The organism is Polynucleobacter sp. IMCC 29146, from assembly GCF_021395195.1.
Lineage (GTDB): Bacteria > Pseudomonadota > Gammaproteobacteria > Burkholderiales > Burkholderiaceae > Polynucleobacter.
Genome location: NZ_JAJVCR010000003.1, coordinates 343,736 through 363,822 on the forward strand (window position 1 = coordinate 343,736; position 20,087 = coordinate 363,822).

Consider the following 20,087-nt stretch of genomic DNA (forward strand, 5'->3'; position numbering starts at 1 on the left):
TTGAAACCCGAAATAAATTGGCTGAAATGATGGGTAAGGTACCTTTAACTGCTACAGAGCTAGCTGAAATAGCTACTAAAACTGTAGATCATTACAATATTAATGCGGATGATTTTTTTGCAGGTACGCGTGATCACGATGTCAGTCAAAATATTGCAGCTCTACTAAAAGCGATTAAAGGAGCTGGTCCTTTTCAAATTTTAGATTTTGGCTGTGGTCCTGGCAGGGATTTGCAAGCATTTACTGCACTCGGCCATCAAGCAATTGGACTAGAGGGCAGTACGCAAGCGGCTGCAATAGCCCGTAAATTTAGTGGCTGTGAAGTTTTGGTGCAAGATTTTTTTAATCTACAACTGCCAAATGATTATTTCGATGGCATTTTTGCCAATGCCTCGCTATTTCATGTTCCCAGTCAATTATTGCCAAAAGTTCTGGATGATTTATTCGCCACCCTAAAACCGCAAGGTATTTTATTTAGCTCTAATCCAAGAGGTACAAATGAAGAGGGCTGGAACGGTGACCGCTACGGCTCTTATCATGATCTAAAGGCTTGGCAAGCGTATTTATGCGCAGCCGGCTTTACCGAGGTAGATCATTTTTATCGGCCACCGGGCTTACCGCGTGATCAGCAGCCTTGGCTGGCAAGCGTTTGGCGTAAATAAATTATTTTTTCAGGCTTGAGGCAATACGGCGAGTTACTTTTGGGGGCGCAATATCAATGTGGTGACGATGTCGCTCTTCCTGCATATTCAGATCATCCGCAGTAAAGCGATCAAAACGACGTAAATAGTCGGCCCACGTTTCAAATACATAGAACTCTACAAATTTACCGGTATGTTCGGCGTCTTCGAACAAGCTCCATGAGAGCGCCCCTTGGCGGAGACGCGACTTTCTGGTGCTAGCCATCAATTTCTTGAATGTATCATTTTGGGTAGTGTGGGTTTGATACTCAATCGAAATCATCACTGGGCCCTCACTTGGATCAATGTTTCGAGATGGGTGTGGACGCTCTAATGGACATACCGGGCTCATATCTTCTTGATGCAAACCTTCTACTTGCAATTTACGAACTGCGATTAAGGCGACAATGCCAAAGATTGAACTTAAGCCAATGCTGATGCTAACGTCAGTTTCAGTGGCAATTTTGCCCCAAATGGCTGCGCCTAATGCGCTGCCCCCCATAATACTCATTTGGTAAAGTGACATACCCCGCGCTCGAACCCAGCTAGGTAAACAGAGTTGAGCTGATGTTGTTAGCGAGTTGGCTACACTAATCCAGGCAATGCCACAAATGAGCATGAAGACCGAAGCAAGCCATAAATTGAGCGATAACACGACGGCAGCTGAGCTAACTGATAAAAGAATAATTCCATAATTGGCTAATTGATTCGTGCTCAGATGTATTTTTAAACGAGGTAGTTGGGAGCCTGCAATAACAGCTCCCAAGCCTAAACACGACAGCAATAAGGTAAAAATATGGGCATTACCCTGAAAATGATCTTTAGCAATAACGGGCAATAGGGCAATGAGTCCAGTTGACTGCAGAAAAAATAAGAAAGTACGAATAAAAATGGCTTGTAATTGATTTGATTGGCGCACATATTGCAAGCCGACGCGCATGGCGCCAAAAAAACGTTCGCCGGGTAGGGCAGAAACATAATATTGGTATTGCCACCGCAATACTACCCATGAGGTAATGAGTGATAGCACCATATTTAGGGCAAAGACATACTGGCTTCCAGCCGTGGCAATAATAATTCCCGCAATCAGCGGGCCGACAATACGCGACACATTCATTGCAATTGCATTTAATGCTAAGGCTGGTTGCAAGGAATCGCGGGGTACTAATTCTGGAACTAAGGCGGCAAAGATGGGCCAGCGCATGGCCAAGCCAATGCCATTGGTAAACGTTAAAAATAAAAGTACATAGGGATTAAGTAAGCCGAAAACCAAGAACAACATGAGAGCAGTTGCATTGGCTGCTAACCATAGTTGGGTAAAGACAAAAAAGTGTTTACGATTCAGAATATCGGCAAGTGCACCACTCGGAATGCCAAGTAGCAGAACAGGCAGACTAGAGGCAGTTTGTACTAAAGCAATTAAGGTTGCTGAAGTAGTTAATGAAGTCATCATCCACGCTGCAGCAACATCATTCATCCACATGCAAATGGTGGCAGTAAGCCATACTAAATAAATTGAACGAAATACTTTAAATTTCAGTGGTGCTAACCACTTTTGTGAAAAAATCCATTTGTCTATGAAGGTGCTCATTGAATTATTTTTTTGATCCCTTTTTAACCTGCGCAGAACTTTCACGCACACATAGCTGTGGTTGAATCTGGATGGATTTTATTTGCTCGCCATGCATTAATTTAATAATGAGATTGGCCGCATGAATTCCTACATCGTGCTGCTTGAGGTCGACTGAGGTAATAGAAGGTGTAGTGTAGGCAGCAAAATCATTATTATTAAAAGAAACCAGAGAGATCTCTTCAGGTACTCGTTTACCTATTTCATAAAGCCCACGGAGTACACCTAGTGCATGATAGTCGCTGGTGCAAATAATGGCAGTAGTATTTGGTTGATTTTTGAAAATCTGCTCAACTGCATTGCGACCCGTACTAAATCGATGCGGCTCTTCAATGATTGCATTGGGTGCTAGCAAAACCCCGGCTTGGTTAAGCTGCTTTTTTACTCCCGCCAACCTTGCTGCTGCTCTTGGATTATGCGCCAAAGGAATTCCTACAAAGGCAAAATGACGATGACCTAATTCTAGTAAATGATTAGCGGCTAATTGCCCCGCCTTAATTTGATCAACTGAAACGTATGGTTGATCTTTTAGTTTTTTTGTAGTCCAAATTAATATATAAGGCAGTTCACGATGGTGGAGCATTTCAAAAAGTTCGGGTTTATGATCTTCGCCAAGGAGTATTAATGCATCTGCGCCGCGCTCAAGCAAACGATAGGCTGCTGATTCGGATGAAGCTAATGAAAATTCAGGCTGCGAGACAATTAAAGTGATATTTTGAGCTTCTAATGCATCATTCAGATCGGCTATAGTTTGAGCAAATGCAGAAACCCCCATTTTGGGTATTACCGCGCCAATAACAGTTGGCTTGGCAGAGCGCAGATTTCTGCCAGCAGGGTCCGGGAAGTAGTGTAGTTTTTTTACAATACTAAGAATTTTTTCTAAGGTTTTTGGAGCTACTAGATTTGGCCTTGTTATTGCTCTTGATACAGTACCTGGAGAAACCCCTGCAATGCTAGCCACGTCATGCAGGGTGGCTATCTTTGATTTATTTTGAGTTTTAGCCAGTTTCATTTTTATTTTTGTAGTTTATCTGTTAGTATAAATTAAACTTTATGCAAACGTTTGCATATTAACTTTAATAATCGGATAAAGGGCGTGATGAGTACAACCAAGCGAGAAATAGTAAAAACGTTGATTGAATGCGGTGCTAAACATGCCTTTACCTTGCCTGGGCTTGGCATCACTTGGATGTTGGACGAATTTTATGAGCAACGTTCGAAGTTAAAGCTAGTTTTATCGCGTAGCGAACAGCATGCATCAATTATGGCTCAAGCTTATGGCAAGGTTACTGGTACGCCTGCAGTTTTAATGGGTATGGGCCCTTTTTTAACCACCACCGGCGCCTTTGGAATTTTAGAAGCTTATTTTGCCGGTTCCCCAATGGTAGTTTTAACTGATACCTCTTGTTATGATGGGTTTGCGATGCGCGGTGTATATCAAACCATGACTGGTGACTATGGTGCTGCAGATGCAGCCACGGTATTAAAAACTATGACTAAGTTTTGCGCATATGCCACCGAGATAGATGAAGCAGTATATGGCGTGCAAATGGCATTTAAACACGCAACTTTGCCCCGCAATGGCCCCGCGGCAGTAGTTCTAAAATCGAGCATTATTCGTCGACCATTTGAGATTAATCCGCGGGTTACGCTTTACCCTTCAGCGGGGCATTTGCAATATACCCCTGCAAGACCTGACGCAAATGCAATAAATGAGCTTGCCAAAATGCTTAAAAAAGCTGAGCGCCCACTACTCATTGTTGGACAGGGCGCCCAAAATGATCGTGCACGAACTTTACTTGCACAAGTTGCGGCAAAAGGCGGTATTGCAGTAGCCACTAGCTATAACGGCAAAGGGGTGGTTGATGAAGGTTCGCCGATTAGTGTCGGTATGTTAGGTACATGGGGCTGTAAGGCGGCTAATAATGCCTTGCGCGACGCCGATTTAGTAGTGGCAATTGGAGCTAGTCTTGGACCAGACTACATGCGTTTTTGTGAAGCTGGATTTTTAAATCCACTGGATCAGACCTTAGTACAGATCGATATTGATCCTAGAAATAGCGGGTGGGTCTATCCTGTTAAGTTGTCGATTACAGGCGATGCTGGTGATGCACTTGAAATGCTTGTTGATTTAGATGTGGGTGACGCGAAGCGCGGCGAACGCTTAGGTTGGATTGCAGAAAATAACCGCAAATTTAATTATGGTGTCATTCCCGAATATAAATCTCCAGATGGGACAGTGCATAACGTCGATATTGTTAAAGCCTTAGACCAACATTTAACTGATAATCATTTACTCACTCTCGATGCAGGTAATAATCGCATTTGGGTTACAGGTACTTTGAAGATTCGAACCCCTGGACAATTGCTAGTTCCCGGTGGTATTGGGGGGATGGGCTGGTCAATTCCTGCTGCGGTTGGTGCAAAAATTGCTAAACCAGAAAAGCGGGTTATTGCGCTAACTGGCGATGGCGGAGCAGGCATGTCGGTTGCTGCGTTGTCTACCGCGATTTCTGAGAATGCGCCAATAACTGTAGTTGTCGCTAATAATTGTGGTTTAGGTATGGTTCGTGACAATATGAAGGGCGAACCTTATGGCGTGAACTACCCGCCTACCAATTTTGCGATGATTGCTAAGGGCATGGGATGTCATGCTTTTGAGGTAACCCGTAAAGAAGATATGCTAGATTGCTTAAAAGAGGCAGAAAAATTTGCAGGCCCCTGTTTAATTGATGTGGCAATCGACCCTAACGCTAGCCATCACCCCGCATCTGATTATTAATTTAAGAAGAATCTCAAAATATGAAGCAAGTTGCGATTATTACTGGGGCAGCAAATAATATTGGCCTAGCAATAGCACAACGCTTTAGCGATGATTTTATAGTTGTTGGATTAGATTGCGTATTTCAGTCACAAGATGTTGTAGATAAAAAAAATCTGCTTGGTTTTGAGCAGATTAGCTGTGATATTACGAAACCATTAGAGGTAGAAGCCGCTTTTGCCTTTGCGCGACGCATTGGCCCAATTGGCGTAGTGATAAATAGTGCAGCAATAACTGGACCTAGGAGATCAATTGTTGACACCTCTCTTGAGTCTTGGCGCCAAGTAATTGATGTCAATTTAAATGGGGCCTTTATTGTCATGAAGACTGCATATAATTACTTAAAAGAAACCCAAGGTTGTGGTTTATTAATATCATCGCGGGCTGGCAAAGTAGGTTATGCAGGTTTCGATCCAAATCCAATAGGAACCAAGGCGAATTATTGTGCTTCAAAGGCAGGTGTAATCTCTTTGGTGAAATCGCTTGCAATTGAGTATTCACCTGCAAAGATACGAATCAATGGGCTTGCCCCTGGATCGATTGAGGGCACCATGATTCCAAAAGAGTTCTGGCCAGAGCTTGCTAATAAAATTCCGTTAAAACGCCTAGGGTTACCAACTGAAATTGCTGAAGCAGCTTTTTTTCTTTGCTCAACTGCAGCCTCATATATTACTGGCCATATTTTAGATGTCAATGGTGGCTCTTTAATGGATTAAGAAAATGAAATCATTAAAAAATAAAAGATACTTCTTATGACTAGCTTGTACTCATTAAGTCAACAAGTAGCCTTAATAACTGCAGCAGGCAGTGGCCTAGGTAAGGGAATCGCACTCGAATTAGCTCGCCGAGGAGCCCTTGTTCATGTATGGGATCGCGATGCAGTTGCGTTAAAAAATTTATCAGATGAAAGTGCCGCCGCGGGATACGCTATTGAAACACGGCTAGTTAATCTTTCTATTGACGATGAGATTCAGGCTGCATTTTCAGCCAACATACAGCAATCGAAAAAAATAGATATTTTGATTAATAATGCCGGCGGGTCTTTGCATACACCTTTTCACTTTCTAGAACAGTCAAAAGATGATTGGCAAAAAGTATTTGAGTTAAATTTAATGTTGGCAGTTACGCTTTCTCAATTAGTTATTCCCGTAATGGTGGCAAACCACTACGGTCGAATTATCAACTTAGGATCGAAAGCTGGCCGTTATGGTAGTTTATTTGCGGGCGCCAATTACGCTGCTGCAAAAGGCGCAATTCACTCGCTAACTTTGCAGTTAGCCCAAGAATTTGGCCCCAATGGTATTACCTGTAACGCTATTTGCCCTGGTGCTGTAATGACACCAAGGGTACAGGGTTTGTTAAAAGAGCGCCAGTCAGATGAATTAAGACAGAAAATACTAAATGAGATACCTGTCCGCAGACATGCTGAGGTTGATGATGTAGCACAAGCAGTTGCTTATCTGGCCTCTCGTGAAGCAGGCTTTATTACTGGAACACTGTTAGACATTAATGGTGGTCAAGCAATGAGTACTTAAATTTAATATGGTGAGTAATTAAATATTTCAGGGAGGAAGTATGAAAAATTTTTTAAGAATTTTTTTAAGTGGTGCCATAATTTTTCTTGTGCCAATTGCGGCACCTGCGCAAAACTATCCAACCAAGCCAGTGAAAATAATTGTGCCATTTCCGCCTGGTGGCGCAACCGATATTATTGGTAGAGTTCTTGCGGAAAAGTTGCAAGCAGTCTATGGGCAAACTTTTATCGTCGAAAATAAAGCTGGAGCAAGCGGTAATATTGGGGTCGGTGAAGTTGCCCGGGCAGCACCTGATGGCTATACCTTGGTTGTCGGCTCTGCTCAAACCCTTACCATTAATCATCAAATCTTTAAAAATGTGTCATTTATTCCGCAGCGTGATTTGGCACCAATTGTTGTTATTGCATCAGTGCCCAATGTATTAATTGTGTCGAATAAACTGCCAGTAAAAAATGTACAAGAGTTAATTGCATACGCCAAGGCAAATCCAGGAAAATTAAGTAGCGGTTCATCAAGTATTGGTGGAACCCCCCACCTTGCATTGGAGCTTTTCCAAATATTAACCGGCACTGATATTGCTCATATTCCATATAAGGGCAGCGCTCCTGCATTACAAGACTTAGTGGGCGGCCAAATTGGCATGATGTTTGATAACCTACCTGCAGCATTACCTTTAATGAACGGCGGACAAATTCGGGCGTTGGCAGTCACTACCCTAAAACGTACGCCTTCAGCGCCTGATATTCCTACTTTAGATGAGTCGGGTTTAAAGGGCTTTGATTCTCAGGGTTGGTTTGCCTTATTAGCCCCAGCTGGAACACCTGCACCCATTCTTGATAAGCTCAATATTGAAGCCAATAAAATTATTAAAACTGCCGATTTTCGTGAGCGCATGAGTAAATTAGGCGCAGATGTTGTCGGGGGTTCAATCGATGAATTCAAGTTGCGCATGAAAACTGAGACTGAACGATGGGGCAAGGTAATTGAGAAGGCTAATATAAAAGCAGATTAATTAATCATTCTTGGGAATTATTGTGAGAAAGGCATTGGCGATACGTTTACAATAATAATTATTCAAAGTTTTGGGGATAATTATGCTTAATGCCGAGCAGGTGAAACAATACCAAGTAGATGGCTATGTGGTAATTCCCAGCGTTTTTAAGCCGACTATTGTGCAGCAAATGCGTGATGCGGTCTCGAGAATAGTTGAGTCTTCGCGAACGGTTCAGGACCACAACTCAATCTATGATTTAGGCCCAAATCATTCTGCAGCAAAGCCCTCGGTACGTCGTATTAAGCAACCACACCAGGTAGACCCCATTTTTCAGCAGGTAATGACCGACCCTAATTTATTAGCGATGTTGCAACAATTACTGGGAGAGAGCGTACGTATACGTAACGCCAAACTGAATTTAAAAGAGCCTGGCGGGGGTGAGGCTGTTGAATGGCATCAAGATTGGGCTTTTTATCCGCACACTAATGATGACGTTTTAGCGGTTGGCATCATGTTAGATGATTGCAAAATGGAAAATGGCCCACTAATGATCATCCCTAAAAGTCACCAAGGCCCAACTTATAGTCATCATGACGTTGATGGCTACTTTTGTGGCGCTATGGATCCAACTGCTGACGGAATTAATTTTGCAGCTGCTCGGCCATGTATTGGACCGGCAGGATCGGTATCCTTTCACCATGCGCGTGCAATACATGGTTCGGCCGCGAATACCTCTACTAGCCCGCGGCGTTTACTGTTATTTGAATTTGCAGCAGGTGATGCTTGGCCCTTATTAAAAAACTATAATTCACTTGCCGAGTTCAACAGTTGGTTACTTACTGGCAAAGCCTCTATTGTTCCCAGAATTGTACCTGCGCCAGTTATCATGCCTTTGCCGCCTGCTGTCAATCAGGGCTCGATTTATGAGAATCAATCGCGCCTAAAAAATAAATACTTTGCATAAAGCAATCTTGTTTCTAATATCAGGAAAAATATGAAAATTAATAACTGGTTCAGCCAGCTTTTTGTTGCCTTACTTGCGTTAATATCTTGCAGTGCGTTTGCGCAGGCCGATTATCCAACTCGTCCAGTTAAAATTATTGTGCCATTTCCAGCGGGTGGCACTAGCGATGTGATGGGGCGGATGGTCGCAGATGGCTTAACCAAATACTTTAAACAAACTTTTATCGTAGAAAATATTGGTGGCGGTGGAGGGGTTGTTGGCACTAAGCGAGCAACTGAAGTGCAGCCTGATGGCTATACTTTAATCCTTACGGGAGTTGGCCAAAATGCTGTAGCGCATGGTCTTGATCCAAATGTAAAGTACAACTCAATTACTGATTTTATTCACATCTCGCAAATTCATATCGGCCCTAATATATTAGTGGTCAACCCAAATTCACCTTTTAAAACCTTAAAAGAGTTGGTTGATTATGCACGCGCAAACCCCGGTAAGCTCGATTATGGCTATACCTATGCAGCTTCTGGGCATGTGGCTATGGAATTATTTAAGCAAACCGTTACCGCTTGCAGTGCGCCTAAGAAAAATGAAAAATGTTTACCATTAGGATTAGTTGGCATTCCCTATCGTGGTGGCGGTCCGATGATGACGGCGATTTTAAGTGGTGAGATTCCAATGATGTTTATTAATCAAGATGTAGCTTATCCGCATATACAGGCTGGTAAATTACGTCCTTTAGCAGTAACAAGTGAGAAACGCAATCCGCTTTATCCAAATGTGCCAACCATTGCTGAATCTGGCTTTCCGACCTTTGAAGCTATTTCGTGGTCAGGTTTGAGTGCACCAAAAGGTACTCCGAAAGTGATTATTGATAAGTTAGAGACTGGGATGAATCAGGTGATGAGCACTCCAGAAATAAAACAGCGGATGGAGTCACAGGGGTTTGTAATTCCACCACAGGGTTCAAAGCCTTATACGGAGTTTATTAAGAGCGAAATTCAACGTTGGACTGCAGTAATAAAGCAGGCTGGCATTAAGCCCGAATAATACTTATCCCGCTTTTAATTATTTACCGCTGGTGAGCGATACGCCATTGTTGAAAAGCAATGATATTGGCTGCATCGGTTGGCGGGTAAAGGCCAACGATGCTTTGTCCTGCTAGCACTTTTTCGCTGACAAAATCTTCAAAGGCGGTCATTTCAACTGCTTCATTAGCAATCTCATCAGCTAAATGCGCAGGAATAATGACAACGCCCTCGCCATCCCCAACCACGATGTCGCCCGGATAGACAGCAACATCGCCACAACCAATAGGTACATTAAGATCGATTGCACAATGTATGGTGAGATTGGTTGGTGCACTAGGGCGTTGGTGATAAGCTGGAATTGCTAATTGCGCAATTTCAGGCGAATCGCGAAAGCCGCCATCGCTCACAATGCCCGCAACCCCACGCTTCATTAGGCGAGAAATGAGGATAGAGCCAGCAGATGCAGCGCGAGCATTTTTACGACTATCAATGACGAGTACCGAGCCTGAAGGGCAATCTTCAATTGCAAGTCGTTGGGGGTGCAGCGGGCTCTTAAAAACATCAATGGTATTCAAATCTTCGCGCGCCGGAATATAGCGCAGGGTATAGGCTTCACCCACCATATTGGCTTGGTGGGGATTAAGGGGGTGCACATCTTGAATAAACTGATTACGCAACCCTTTTTTAAACAAGGCGGTGCATAAAGTAGCAGTACTTACCTTGAGTAATTTATTACGGGTTTCAGGATTTAAGGGCATGTTAATTTAGGGGGATAGTTTAATGTTTAACACAATACGGGGGAATACTCTTTTGAGTGAGCCTGTGTAATTAAATTTATTTCTGGCACTACACCAATACCAATAGGATTTAATTGCTCGATATTTAAGTAACCATTTTCAGCATGCAAGGGCTTTGGGCAGATATCAAATTCAAGATACTGATTAGACATACTAAAACCCCAAGGAATCGAGTCAATTGCAAATCCTAAAGAAGCAGTAGCAGCTGCAGAAAGCGAAGTTTCTGCAACCTTACAGGCAAGATTAAGCTTAAGATTTCGTCGCTTTAATTCATAGGCAGCCTCTAGCCCAGATAATAGGCCTCCTGTTTTTATTAGTTTCAGGCTAGCACCGTCTAAAGCATTAGCTTGATCAAAAAATACTATTTCACTAACTCCATGAATCGATTCATCTAAAGCAATTGGCAATAGCGATTTTGATTTCAGCACAGAAAAGTCATTAAGGGAAGATTGGGTTGATATTGCTTGCTCGACAAAAGATAGTTTGCGAGTTTGCTCAGCACTACAAAAAGTGACTGCATCTTGTAATTTAAATGCCCCATTTGCGTCAGCCGAAATCGTATCTCCATCTAGCAAGTTGCACAAAATTGATACTCTTTCAAGGTCTTCAGCAAGCGGCAGAATGCCAACTTTAATTTTCCAATGCCGATATCCTTGAGCGCGATATCTAGCGGCTTCAGCAATTTCTTTATCTAAAGAACCTCCTAGCATCCGTAATAAGGGCAGCGGACTTGGCTGAGTTTGGGTTTTATTTTTAGCTAGAGTGCGTAGTATTTGCCAAACACTAGTTTCTTGCTCTTGGGCGATAAGATCAATTAAGGCCATTTCGAAGCAAGACTTAACAGAAGTATTGCCATATAAGATTTTACCAAGCGCTATTGAAATTGAATTAAGCTCGGGGATATCTAAACCCTTTAGATGTTTACCAAGATATTTAGCATTTTGCAACAAGCCACCCAAAGTCTCGCCAGTCATTAAGGGAGCCGCCGACGTTTCTCCCCAAGCCTCTTTGCCAGTGTTGGTTTTTAAATAAACTAATAAGGTATTGGCATGCGTAATTGTTTCGCCCGACATCTTAATAGGTTCTATTAAGGGAATAGCCAGAGGATAAAGTTTGATATGGCTTATTTTCATCAGGGGGTATGACTTCTATTACTCTACTTGAATATTGTTATCTTTAATTACTTTAGCCCATTTTGCAGATTCTTGAGCAAGAAAGCTTGCGAATTGTGCCGGTGTGCTGGCAATAATTTCGTTTCCTTGTTCAGCCATACGCGCTTGCACGGCAGGATTTTTTAAGGCTTGAGCAAATGCGCTATAAATTTTTTCGATGATGGCAGGTGGCGTTCCAGCGGGGACCAAAATGCCAATCCAGGAGCTCACATCAAAATTAGTTAAACCTTGCTCGCTAGCAGTTAGAAGTTGGGGCAAAGCGGGGGTACGTTTATTGCCTAAAATAGCCAAGCCCTTGAGATTGCCACCTTTAATTTGGGGGATGGTGATGACTGCCCCTAATATAGTTATATCGGTTTCTCCCGATATAGTAGCGGTTAAGGCAGGACCTCCACCTTTGTAGGGTACATGGGTCATGTTAATTCCCAAATTATTTTTGAGTAACTCTGCAGCTAGGTGTCCCGAGCTACCAGCGCCACCACTTGAAAAATTGATGCCATTTGGCCTGCTTTTTGCTAGCGCGCTTAATTCCTTTAAATTATTAGCAGGTAATTTATTTCCGGCTACCAAGAGCAAAGGAATTGAAACTATTTCCATTACTGGAGTTAAATCTTTAAAAGAATCAAATGGAAGATTTTTATAAATGTGAGGGTTAACAGCAAAAGTGTCGTATACCATCAGAATGGTGTAGCCATCCGCTGGTGATTTAGCAACAAAATTGCTGCCAATTGTGCCCCCAGCACCTGATTTATTTTCAATCACAATAGGCTGCCCAAGTATTTCTTGTAGGGATGGGGCCAGCATTCGCGCAATGGCATCTACCGCTCCACCTGGTGCGAGGGGGTTAATAATACGGATCGGTTTATTTGGGTAAGTGCTTGCTGGGTTTGGTTGAGCTATCGTTAGCCCGATCGATTGGCTGAGAATTAAAGCCGTAACAAAGTATTTATAGAGTTTTAATTTATTCATATTAGTCTGCCTTGATATTACCTTCTTTAACAATTTTTGCTAAGCGCAACATTTCTTTTTGAAAAAATACTTGGCTCTCTGTCGGGCTTACAAGGTTCATTACTTCACCACCATCGCTAGCTACTTTTTCTTTAAAAGCATTTGACCCAATAACGCTTTCAAGTGCTTTATCAAGTTTATTCATAATTGAGTTTGGCACGCCTGCTGGCGCCCATACGGCATAGATGATCGACATTTCATAGCCCTTTAAATTACCAGCCTCTTCAATAGTTGGAGTTTCAGGCAAAAGTTTTGAGCGGGTATTACTGGTAATTCCCAGTGCCATTAACTTACCTGCTTTAACATGAGGTAATGCTAGCCCAAAGGCTGAAAAACTCAGCGGTATTTGCCCGCCCAAGGTATCGGTGATGGCAGGGCCCCCACCTTTATAAGGCACGTGAACCATTTTGATGCCTGCTTGAGAGGTAAATAGAGCGCCAGCTAAATGACTTGCGCTGCCATTTCCAAAGCTGGCATACGAAAGACGATCAGGTTCTTTTTTTGCCAAGGCAATTAACTCATTGATATTTTTTGCTGGGAAGCTCGGGTTAGCAACCAAAAGCAGTGGAACAGCAGCTACTACGGCAAGCGGTACGATATCTTTTTCTGTTGAATAGGGCGTTTTACCGTACATGGTTGGATTAATTGCGTGTGAAGTGATGGATTGGAACATTAGGGTGTACCCATCAGGGGCAGATTTGGCAACGAGATCTGCGCCAATCATGCCATTTGCGCCGCCGCGATTTTCTACTACGACTTGTTGCCCTAATATTTGACCTAATTGTGTGGCAATGGTTCGACCAAGTGTATCGGCAAACCCCCCCACGGGCCAAGTAATAATTAATTTAATAGGTCTACTCGGGTAATTGTCATTACCTTGCGCCCAAATTGGCGCTGCAACACAAGCAAATAAAGCAAGACCCACTAGAATTTGTTTGCCAGCAAGACGACCTACATTCACCATTGTGCTCTCCTAGATGTCATACGATAACTTTTTTAGTTTTTAATTCTTGTATAGCATTATTACTTAAATCTAGATATTCCTTTAATAACTCAACAGTATGCTGTCCTAGTAATGGAGGGGCGCGGCGAATTGAGCTAGGGGTGGCATCCATTTTTAAAGGAATTCCTAGCGTTTGAAATTCACCTATCTTAGAATGTTTTATGGTGCGCACCATTTTTTTTGATTTTGTTTGCTCGCCTTCAAGCGCCTGCTTAACAGTATTGACTTGGCCGACAGGAATACCATTTTGGCGCAGTAAGTGAATTAAATTTTTACTAGAAAAATGGATTACTGCTTTAGCAATTAACTCATTAACGTAGGCGCGGTGATTAACTCTTGCTGCATTAGTACAAAAACGCTCATCTTGCGCCCATTCTGGGTGCTTTAGTAGTTCCGCGAGTTTCATAAATTGGCTATCGTTACCCACGGCAAGCGCAATCATGCCATCAGAACACTTATAACTTGTATAGGGGACAATAGTAGGGTGGCCATTGCCATAGCGCCCAGATTCATTACCTGTTGCGAGATGGCTATTACCAACATTGGCTAGCAATGCAATAGCTGTGTCGAATAGCGAAACTTCAACTGCTTGCCCTAAACCTGTTCGATAGCGGGCAAGTAAGGCCGCTTGAATTGCATTGGCCGCCATCATGCCAGTTGCTAAATCGACAATGGCAACCCCATACTTAGTAGGCTCGCCTTCAGTTCCCCCAGTAATACTCATTAAACCTGATTCAGCTTGCAAGATAAAGTCGTAGCCAGGTAAATCGGCTTGGGGACCATCACTGCCGTATCCTGTAATTGAACAACGCACTACACGTGGCGCATTTTTTTCAAACCATGCATTATCAAAGCCCCATTTTTCAAGGGTGCCAAGTTTAAAGTTATCTAGTAGTACATCAAATTTTGGAATTAAGGCAGCTAACAATTCTTTTCCACTAGTTTGGGAAAAATCAATTGCCATGCCACGCTTATTACGATTACACCCTAAAAAATAGGCTGACTCTCCGGCCAAAAAGGGTGGTCCCCAGGCTCGGGTGTCATCGCCAGTGGTAATGGACTCTATTTTGACAACTTCAGCGCCTAAGTCGCCCAGCAATTGGCCGCACCACGGGCCTGCTAGCACCCGACTAAGATCCAGTACTTTGAATTCAGCTAAAGCACCTGAGTTGGTAGTGGACAAATCTGCACCGCCTTGAACACTCATGATTAGGTTAATTAATCGCGCATATCTGGTGGAGCATTCAGATTTTTGTGAAAGCCATCTAAATATTCTTCAAGCGCAGCTTTATTTTTCATGCGGAATTTTTGGAAATCAGGTTTACGACCTTCTAAAAAGGCATTCATACCTTCTAAGCTTTCCTCTGAGCCCCATACGTAGGCGAGGAGCTCCATACCATGTTGCCATGAAGCATAAAGCTGATCGGATTCAAAATTTAAACTCTTTTTAGTCATGCGAATAGTTTGTGCACTATTACTTTTAATCGTTTCACACCAAGCGAGGGTTTCTTGTAATAACTCAGACTCTGGAACACATTTATTAATGAGGCCAATACGTTCAGCTTCTTTCGCATCAAAACGCTTAGCAAGAAAAATCATTTCGCGGGCAATGCGTTCGCCCACTATACGTGGCAGATATTGTGTGGCTCCAACAGTAGGGCAGGCACCCACTTTAGCGCCAGTTTGCCCAAACATCGATTTTTCAGAGCCAATGACTAAGTCACACCAGAGGGCCAGCTCATGGCCGCCACCAACACACCAACCGTTGACCATTGCAATTGCAGGAATTGGCGCGCCTCGAATAGCCATCGCTAAACCAAGCATGCGATCATTCCACATCGAGGCATTAGTGAAGGTAAGACGCTTCATAGCATAAAAGTCTCCGCCAGCCGAGAAAGCTTTATCGCCAGCGCCGCTAAAGACAATACAAGCAATCGATGCATCTTCACGGGTTAGCTTGACGGCATCAATCATCTCATCTAAGGTTTGCTCGCGAAATGCATTGAGTACTCGAGGCCGATTGATCGTAATCCAGGCTACTTGATCTTTAACCTCGAATAAGATGTCTTTATAAGGTTTGGTGGGTTTTAAGCTCATTATTTTTCCTGAGTTTAATCATTAGAGGTTAATGTGGTGGGCGAAAGGTGACTGCATGAAACAAATTTAATCAAGTGTAATGGCGCCAGAATACCGGCCATAAAAATGATTATTGGCCGATAAAGCTACTGCCAGAATTAGAGATATCGTTCTCGTAGTCATCGTGCATGCCACCATCTTTTGCCAGATTAGTTGCACATCCCAGCAGGGGCACTACCAAGAAAATGGCTAGAATAAATTTACGCATGAGATTGATTTGCCTTTATATGGCTAGTTAAGATTTTAAATTATGGGCTTGAGCGTGATAGATGCGAAATGCTTCAGTCATCTTGGCTGAACTTTCATTGGCTAGCTCAATTCGTTTCTTGTTATATTCACCAAAGGTAATTTTGCCTGAATATAATTCTTCAGATAAGAAATTTAATTTAGAAGTGTATTGTTTTAATTCTTCAGCGTAGGCATATCCTAAGCCTGGGGTACGGACATGATTTATAGCAATTTCAGTTTGCAAAGATAAATATTCTTTACGTTTTTCAACTAATATATGCAGTTCATTTTTTTCTGCTTTATCTGCCTTAGATGGATCTGCGAATTGCGCCAAAGTTGTTTGTTTTGGATGGGCGGGAATTTTTTTGCTTAACAAGGGCAGACTTCTTTCGTACCACTCGGCTTGCACTACCGATGCAGCCCTCATTTCTTCTGCATACTTTTTCTGCGCAAAAGCTGAATTGCATAGAAGTGGCGCTAATAACAAGGCTAAAGCGGAAATCAGAACAAATTTTTTCATGTCCACAACCTATATTTGGTTATTAAATTAAAGGAAATTATAGATTAGTGTAACGCACCAATTGCGCTACCTAGGTTCTGGCAAATCAGCGTTTTTACAACTTTTCAGTAGGCCGGGGGTTTCCACCAGTAAAACTCATGGAAATTCAATTTATGGCATTATTGATAAAGGAAGTCTAAAGCTAATTCAATGGGTATTAGCCTTTACTAGCAAGATACAGCCTAGAGGGGGTTGGCTTGAAAAAGACCATTTTATTTTATCTCGTTATTGTTGCGCTGGGAACACAGCTCGTATCTTGCGGAGATAACACTAGCACTTCATCCTGTTCTGAATCTGGTCCCTATGCCTGCCAAACAGGCGCTACAGAACCCTTGTATACCTATCAATGGGCCTTAAATGCTGCGCAAAGTTTCTTTGCTGGCTACCCCCTTGTTGCTGATGGCTTTACAGATTTAAATGTTGAGGCAGTACATAAGCTAGGCATTAAAGGGCAAGGCATCAATGTCATGGTCTTAGATGATGGAATGGAGATCAATCATATTGATCTGAAAGCCAATATCAATCCGGCAATGACATGGAATTTTGAAACCGGCACTTCCGATTCAACGCCTTCAAATCCAGACGATGCCCATGGCACTAATGTTGCTGGGATGATTGCAGCCGCCCAAAATGGGATTGGCGTCATGGGAATCGCCCCTAGAGCTTCGCTGGGAGGGGCGAAATTTGTTGGATTTAATTCTATTAATAATACGCTTGAAGCTTATGGCGGTGCAGGTTGGTCAAAAGATACGGATGTATTTAATGCATCTTATTCTTCTTCTGCCGTCACAATAACGCCCTCTAGCTATCAAGAGAATCAAGCGCTTCAGAGCTTGCCGAATTTGCGAGGTGGTAAAGGTGCAGTCATGGTTAAAGGTGCCGCAAATGGTTTCGAAGATGAAAAACCAAACTCGACCACAATCTACGATTGCCCACAATTTCAATACGGCAACTCTTTCTATCGCCTTGTCAGTTGTGCAAATCCATCTTCTGATACTGAAACCCTTGAGCTGCCAGTCATTGTCACTGCAGCGGCCAATGCCATGGGCTATAAATCAAGCTACTCCTCGGCAGGCTCGGTGATGTGGATTACAGGGCTTGGCGGAGAGCTGAGGTCAATTGGTAATTACGGTGAGGCAGGTAGCGCGGCAAATAAGCAGGGGCCACAGATTTATTCTACAGATTTAATGGGTTGTGAGCAGGGGTATAGCAGAGATGGCAGGTCAGCAGTTGATACTGTTCAATTCATGATTGGTGGCTCGCCCATCAATAAAGAAAAAAACCCAAATTGTGATTTTGATCAAATGAATGGCACTTCGTCTTCAGCACCCACTGTTACCGGAGTCGTAGCATTAATGTTAAGCGCTAATCCAAATTTGGGTTGGCGAGATGTGCGCGATATTTTGCGAAAAACAGCTCGGCTTATCGATGTTGATTACGGCAATCAAGGGTATCGCAATCATCAGGTCAATTTGACATTAAACCCGACGATTTCAAATCAAACCAGTAAGGAATTGGTTGATGGACAAACCTCAGCCAGAATTGACTATGGCTGGCAAAAGAACCGGGCCGGAATTTACTATTCTAATTGGTATGGATTTGGACTTGCTGATGCTAGGGCAGCGGTTGAAATGGCTAGGAGCTATACAAGCTACAAGCCTTCCGCCTTAGTTCAACCAGAATGGAAAGAAGTTGAGACTAGTTCAGCTATAGAAGAGTCACTTGATTATGGAAAAGTTAAAAAGGTTGGGCAATTTAGCGTAGCAACAAAAGGCGAAATTGATATGGTGCAACTTCAGATGCAAGCAGTAGGAAGCGCGGAGGTTTGTATGGGCAGCGTTGGCATTTTCTTAAAGTCGCCTCAAGGTACCGTCTCTATTCTAAGCACACCCTACAACCTATTTTATAACGACACAGGCAATACAAAAGATCAGCGGGATGGTGGCAAGATTAGCTCACAGACTCTTTATGCTTTAGGCTCATATGCGTTTTATGGCGAAAACCCTAAAGGCGATTGGACGGTGTACGCAGTGAGCGGCACACCATTAGCAGCTTCCGAATGCGCACCCAATCCACAGCTTGCTATGGAATATCGTATCTATAACGCAGAATAAATCGGGAATTTAATATCATGCACAAAATAATAATAATCGCTACTGCAATTGGTTTGAGTTTTTCTGGCTTGATTTTTGCTCAAAGTAAATATGAACTAGGCACAAAATTAAGCCCTGCAGAGATTAGTGCCTTAGGTAATTTAAAATCGTTTAGTGTGAGTTCGGGTACATCTACTGCATCTTCTGCGTCTGCGATTGCTGCTGCTAATCAGAATGACCCGACCCGCAAGATCAGTGCAGCAGGATCTATTTCAGCACGCCAGGCAACCTATCGTATTGTGTCTGCCAGTAGTGGTGGCGGTGGCTATGTCATCGATGATCGGGGTCAAGTTGGCAAATGCGATGGAGTAGTGCTTATTTCAGGTATTGCTACTGATCTAGCCAAGAAAGCTTTCGATCCGTATCAAGCTTCAATTGTTTCAGTCAAGGTTTATGACAACTTAAAGATTGTCTCAGCCACATTTTCTAATTTAGCTGAAGCTGCAAATGCGAGAAATGAATTGGCAACTAAGCTTACGGGTGCTACAGTAAGCTTGCCAGTTATTTTTGACGTGCCTAAGGTGCAATAGTTTAGATTTAAAACTGAACTACTTTACTAACAAAAAGCGAGCCCCGTAACCTTGGCTCCTCGACGTGGGATCGAACCACGGACCAACAGATTAACAGAAATTTGAAGTTCATTTTTTTGTAATTAATTCAATGACTTATGTTAAAAAAGACCCTTTGTGTAATAAGTCGTGTAATGGGAAAAAGTTGTTTTTTACAACTTTTTATGGGACAGGGGGATTTTTATTATGTTGGGCCGCGCAAAATTCAAGACCACGAACAAGGAAATTTAGGTGATGCAAGACATGATCTTTTAGTCCTAGGTCTAAGTCTTTGATGATTCAGAACATTGAACTCCGGTAGGGGAACCTAAAGTTATTTTATGGAAAAACAAGGCCGTGTCAGTAAGTTCATTTATCTGACCAAACTCATTGAAGGGAAAATTAAGGGGAAAGGTCAAGACTAGATGATCATCCCGCACTGAGCAATTTTGGTTTTTAATTCGCACACCATAGAAAAAATAATGAATCGCTACAGTCAATCTCCCCAAATACTCCAGTTGAGTGATGGCGGTGAAGGTTGAGTCCAAGATACTGGATATTTTCTTACCCCAAAGCCAAGCCGACTCCAAATGAAGGCAACTGCAAAAATAATGCTAACACCCACCATTACAGTTATCCCAAGATGAATAAAACTTGCGTGGGCTTGAATCATAATTAAAGGGTTTGCGCCGGCTGGAGGATGTACGGGTAATCCCCCCATTTTTAACATAAGCTAAAAGTAGAGGCTGGTACTGCAAGTGCTAGTTTTTGCTTAGGTGTAATTCCCCCTAAGCCCATATTCGGTCTTTCATGATTGTATGTCCACATCCAGTC

The 20,087-nt window shown here is 42.8% G+C and carries 20 protein-coding genes; 9 read left to right on the forward strand and 11 right to left on the reverse strand.

The genetic code is table 11. The annotated features are described in order from the left end of the window. Nucleotides 1–29: 29 nt before the first annotated feature. The gene (locus LZT22_RS05520) at nt 30–662 is read left to right on the forward strand and encodes a bifunctional 2-polyprenyl-6-hydroxyphenol methylase/3-demethylubiquinol 3-O-methyltransferase UbiG (RefSeq protein ID WP_233924060.1); all 633 of its coding nucleotides are present in this window, start codon (nt 30–32) and stop codon (nt 660–662) included. A gap of 1 nt (nt 663) precedes the next feature. Here LZT22_RS05520 and LZT22_RS05525 read toward each other — a convergent pair whose 3' ends face one another. Beyond that, nucleotides 664–2,271 (reverse strand): MFS transporter, encoded by a 1,608-nt coding sequence (locus LZT22_RS05525; protein ID WP_233924061.1) that lies wholly within the window; start codon nt 2,269–2,271, stop codon nt 664–666. A gap of 4 nt (nt 2,272–2,275) precedes the next feature. Continuing rightward, nucleotides 2,276–3,322 (reverse strand): LacI family DNA-binding transcriptional regulator, encoded by a 1,047-nt coding sequence (locus tag LZT22_RS05530; protein WP_233924062.1) that lies wholly within the window; start codon nt 3,320–3,322, stop codon nt 2,276–2,278. An 87-nt stretch (nt 3,323–3,409) separates the two neighbouring features. Here LZT22_RS05530 and LZT22_RS05535 point away from each other — a divergent pair, with 87 nt between their 5' ends. From LZT22_RS05535 to LZT22_RS05560, 6 genes are all read left to right on the forward strand, one after another. Continuing rightward, nucleotides 3,410–5,092 (forward strand): thiamine pyrophosphate-binding protein, encoded by a 1,683-nt coding sequence (locus LZT22_RS05535; RefSeq protein ID WP_233924063.1) that lies wholly within the window; start codon nt 3,410–3,412, stop codon nt 5,090–5,092. Nucleotides 5,093–5,112: 20 nt separating this feature from the next. Then, a complete protein-coding gene (locus tag LZT22_RS05540; protein ID WP_233924064.1) occupies nt 5,113–5,847 on the forward strand; it encodes an SDR family NAD(P)-dependent oxidoreductase in 735 nt (244 codons plus the stop codon). Between the two features lie 36 nt (nt 5,848–5,883). Then, nucleotides 5,884–6,666, forward strand: a complete 783-nt coding sequence (locus LZT22_RS05545) for an SDR family NAD(P)-dependent oxidoreductase (RefSeq protein ID WP_233924065.1) — start codon at nt 5,884–5,886, stop codon at nt 6,664–6,666. 40 nt (nt 6,667–6,706) lie between these two features. Next, complete coding sequence (locus LZT22_RS05550; protein WP_233924066.1) at nt 6,707–7,678, forward strand: tripartite tricarboxylate transporter substrate binding protein; 972 nt, start codon at nt 6,707–6,709, stop codon at nt 7,676–7,678. An 82-nt stretch (nt 7,679–7,760) separates the two neighbouring features. Further along, complete coding sequence (locus LZT22_RS05555; protein WP_233924067.1) at nt 7,761–8,624, forward strand: phytanoyl-CoA dioxygenase family protein; 864 nt, start codon at nt 7,761–7,763, stop codon at nt 8,622–8,624. Nucleotides 8,625–8,654: 30 nt separating this feature from the next. Beyond that, entirely contained in the window at nt 8,655–9,668 is a 1,014-nt protein-coding gene (locus LZT22_RS05560) for a tripartite tricarboxylate transporter substrate binding protein (protein WP_233924068.1), read from the forward strand. A gap of 22 nt (nt 9,669–9,690) precedes the next feature. Here LZT22_RS05560 and LZT22_RS05565 read toward each other — a convergent pair whose 3' ends face one another. The 8 genes from LZT22_RS05565 to LZT22_RS05600 form a co-directional block, all read right to left on the reverse strand. Beyond that, complete coding sequence (locus LZT22_RS05565; protein WP_233924069.1) at nt 9,691–10,407, reverse strand: ribonuclease activity regulator RraA; 717 nt, start codon at nt 10,405–10,407, stop codon at nt 9,691–9,693. Between the two features lie 26 nt (nt 10,408–10,433). Beyond that, nucleotides 10,434–11,579, reverse strand: a complete 1,146-nt coding sequence (locus LZT22_RS05570; RefSeq protein ID WP_233924070.1) for a mandelate racemase/muconate lactonizing enzyme family protein — start codon at nt 11,577–11,579, stop codon at nt 10,434–10,436. An 18-nt stretch (nt 11,580–11,597) separates the two neighbouring features. Then, nucleotides 11,598–12,587 (reverse strand): tripartite tricarboxylate transporter substrate binding protein, encoded by a 990-nt coding sequence (locus tag LZT22_RS05575; RefSeq protein WP_233924071.1) that lies wholly within the window; start codon nt 12,585–12,587, stop codon nt 11,598–11,600. A 1-nt stretch (nt 12,588) separates the two neighbouring features. Beyond that, complete coding sequence (locus LZT22_RS05580; RefSeq protein WP_233924072.1) at nt 12,589–13,590, reverse strand: tripartite tricarboxylate transporter substrate binding protein; 1,002 nt, start codon at nt 13,588–13,590, stop codon at nt 12,589–12,591. A gap of 16 nt (nt 13,591–13,606) precedes the next feature. Further along, a complete protein-coding gene (locus LZT22_RS05585; RefSeq protein ID WP_233924073.1) occupies nt 13,607–14,836 on the reverse strand; it encodes a CaiB/BaiF CoA-transferase family protein in 1,230 nt (409 codons plus the stop codon). Nucleotides 14,837–14,847: 11 nt separating this feature from the next. After that, entirely contained in the window at nt 14,848–15,726 is an 879-nt protein-coding gene (locus LZT22_RS05590) for an enoyl-CoA hydratase-related protein (protein ID WP_233924074.1), read from the reverse strand. Nucleotides 15,727–15,835: 109 nt separating this feature from the next. Further along, the gene (locus LZT22_RS05595; RefSeq protein ID WP_233924075.1) at nt 15,836–15,973 is read right to left on the reverse strand and encodes a hypothetical protein; all 138 of its coding nucleotides are present in this window, start codon (nt 15,971–15,973) and stop codon (nt 15,836–15,838) included. Nucleotides 15,974–16,000: 27 nt separating this feature from the next. Further along, nucleotides 16,001–16,513 carry a hypothetical protein gene (locus LZT22_RS05600; protein WP_233924076.1) on the reverse strand — a complete coding sequence of 171 codons (513 nt, stop codon included), beginning with the start codon at nt 16,511–16,513 and terminating at the stop codon, nt 16,001–16,003. A gap of 236 nt (nt 16,514–16,749) precedes the next feature. Between LZT22_RS05600 and LZT22_RS05605 the strand changes: the two genes are divergently transcribed. Both LZT22_RS05605 and LZT22_RS05610 read left to right on the forward strand, forming a co-directional pair. Then, nucleotides 16,750–18,666, forward strand: coding sequence for a S8 family serine peptidase (locus LZT22_RS05605; RefSeq protein WP_233924077.1), 1,917 nt, complete (start codon nt 16,750–16,752; stop codon nt 18,664–18,666). A 17-nt stretch (nt 18,667–18,683) separates the two neighbouring features. Beyond that, nucleotides 18,684–19,235 carry a hypothetical protein gene (locus tag LZT22_RS05610; protein ID WP_233924078.1) on the forward strand — a complete coding sequence of 184 codons (552 nt, stop codon included), beginning with the start codon at nt 18,684–18,686 and terminating at the stop codon, nt 19,233–19,235. Nucleotides 19,236–19,749: 514 nt separating this feature from the next. Here the strand turns inward: LZT22_RS05610 and LZT22_RS05615 are convergent. Beyond that, nucleotides 19,750–19,983, reverse strand: coding sequence for an HPP family protein (locus LZT22_RS05615; protein WP_233924079.1), 234 nt, complete (start codon nt 19,981–19,983; stop codon nt 19,750–19,752). Nucleotides 19,984–20,087: the final 104 nt, after the last annotated feature.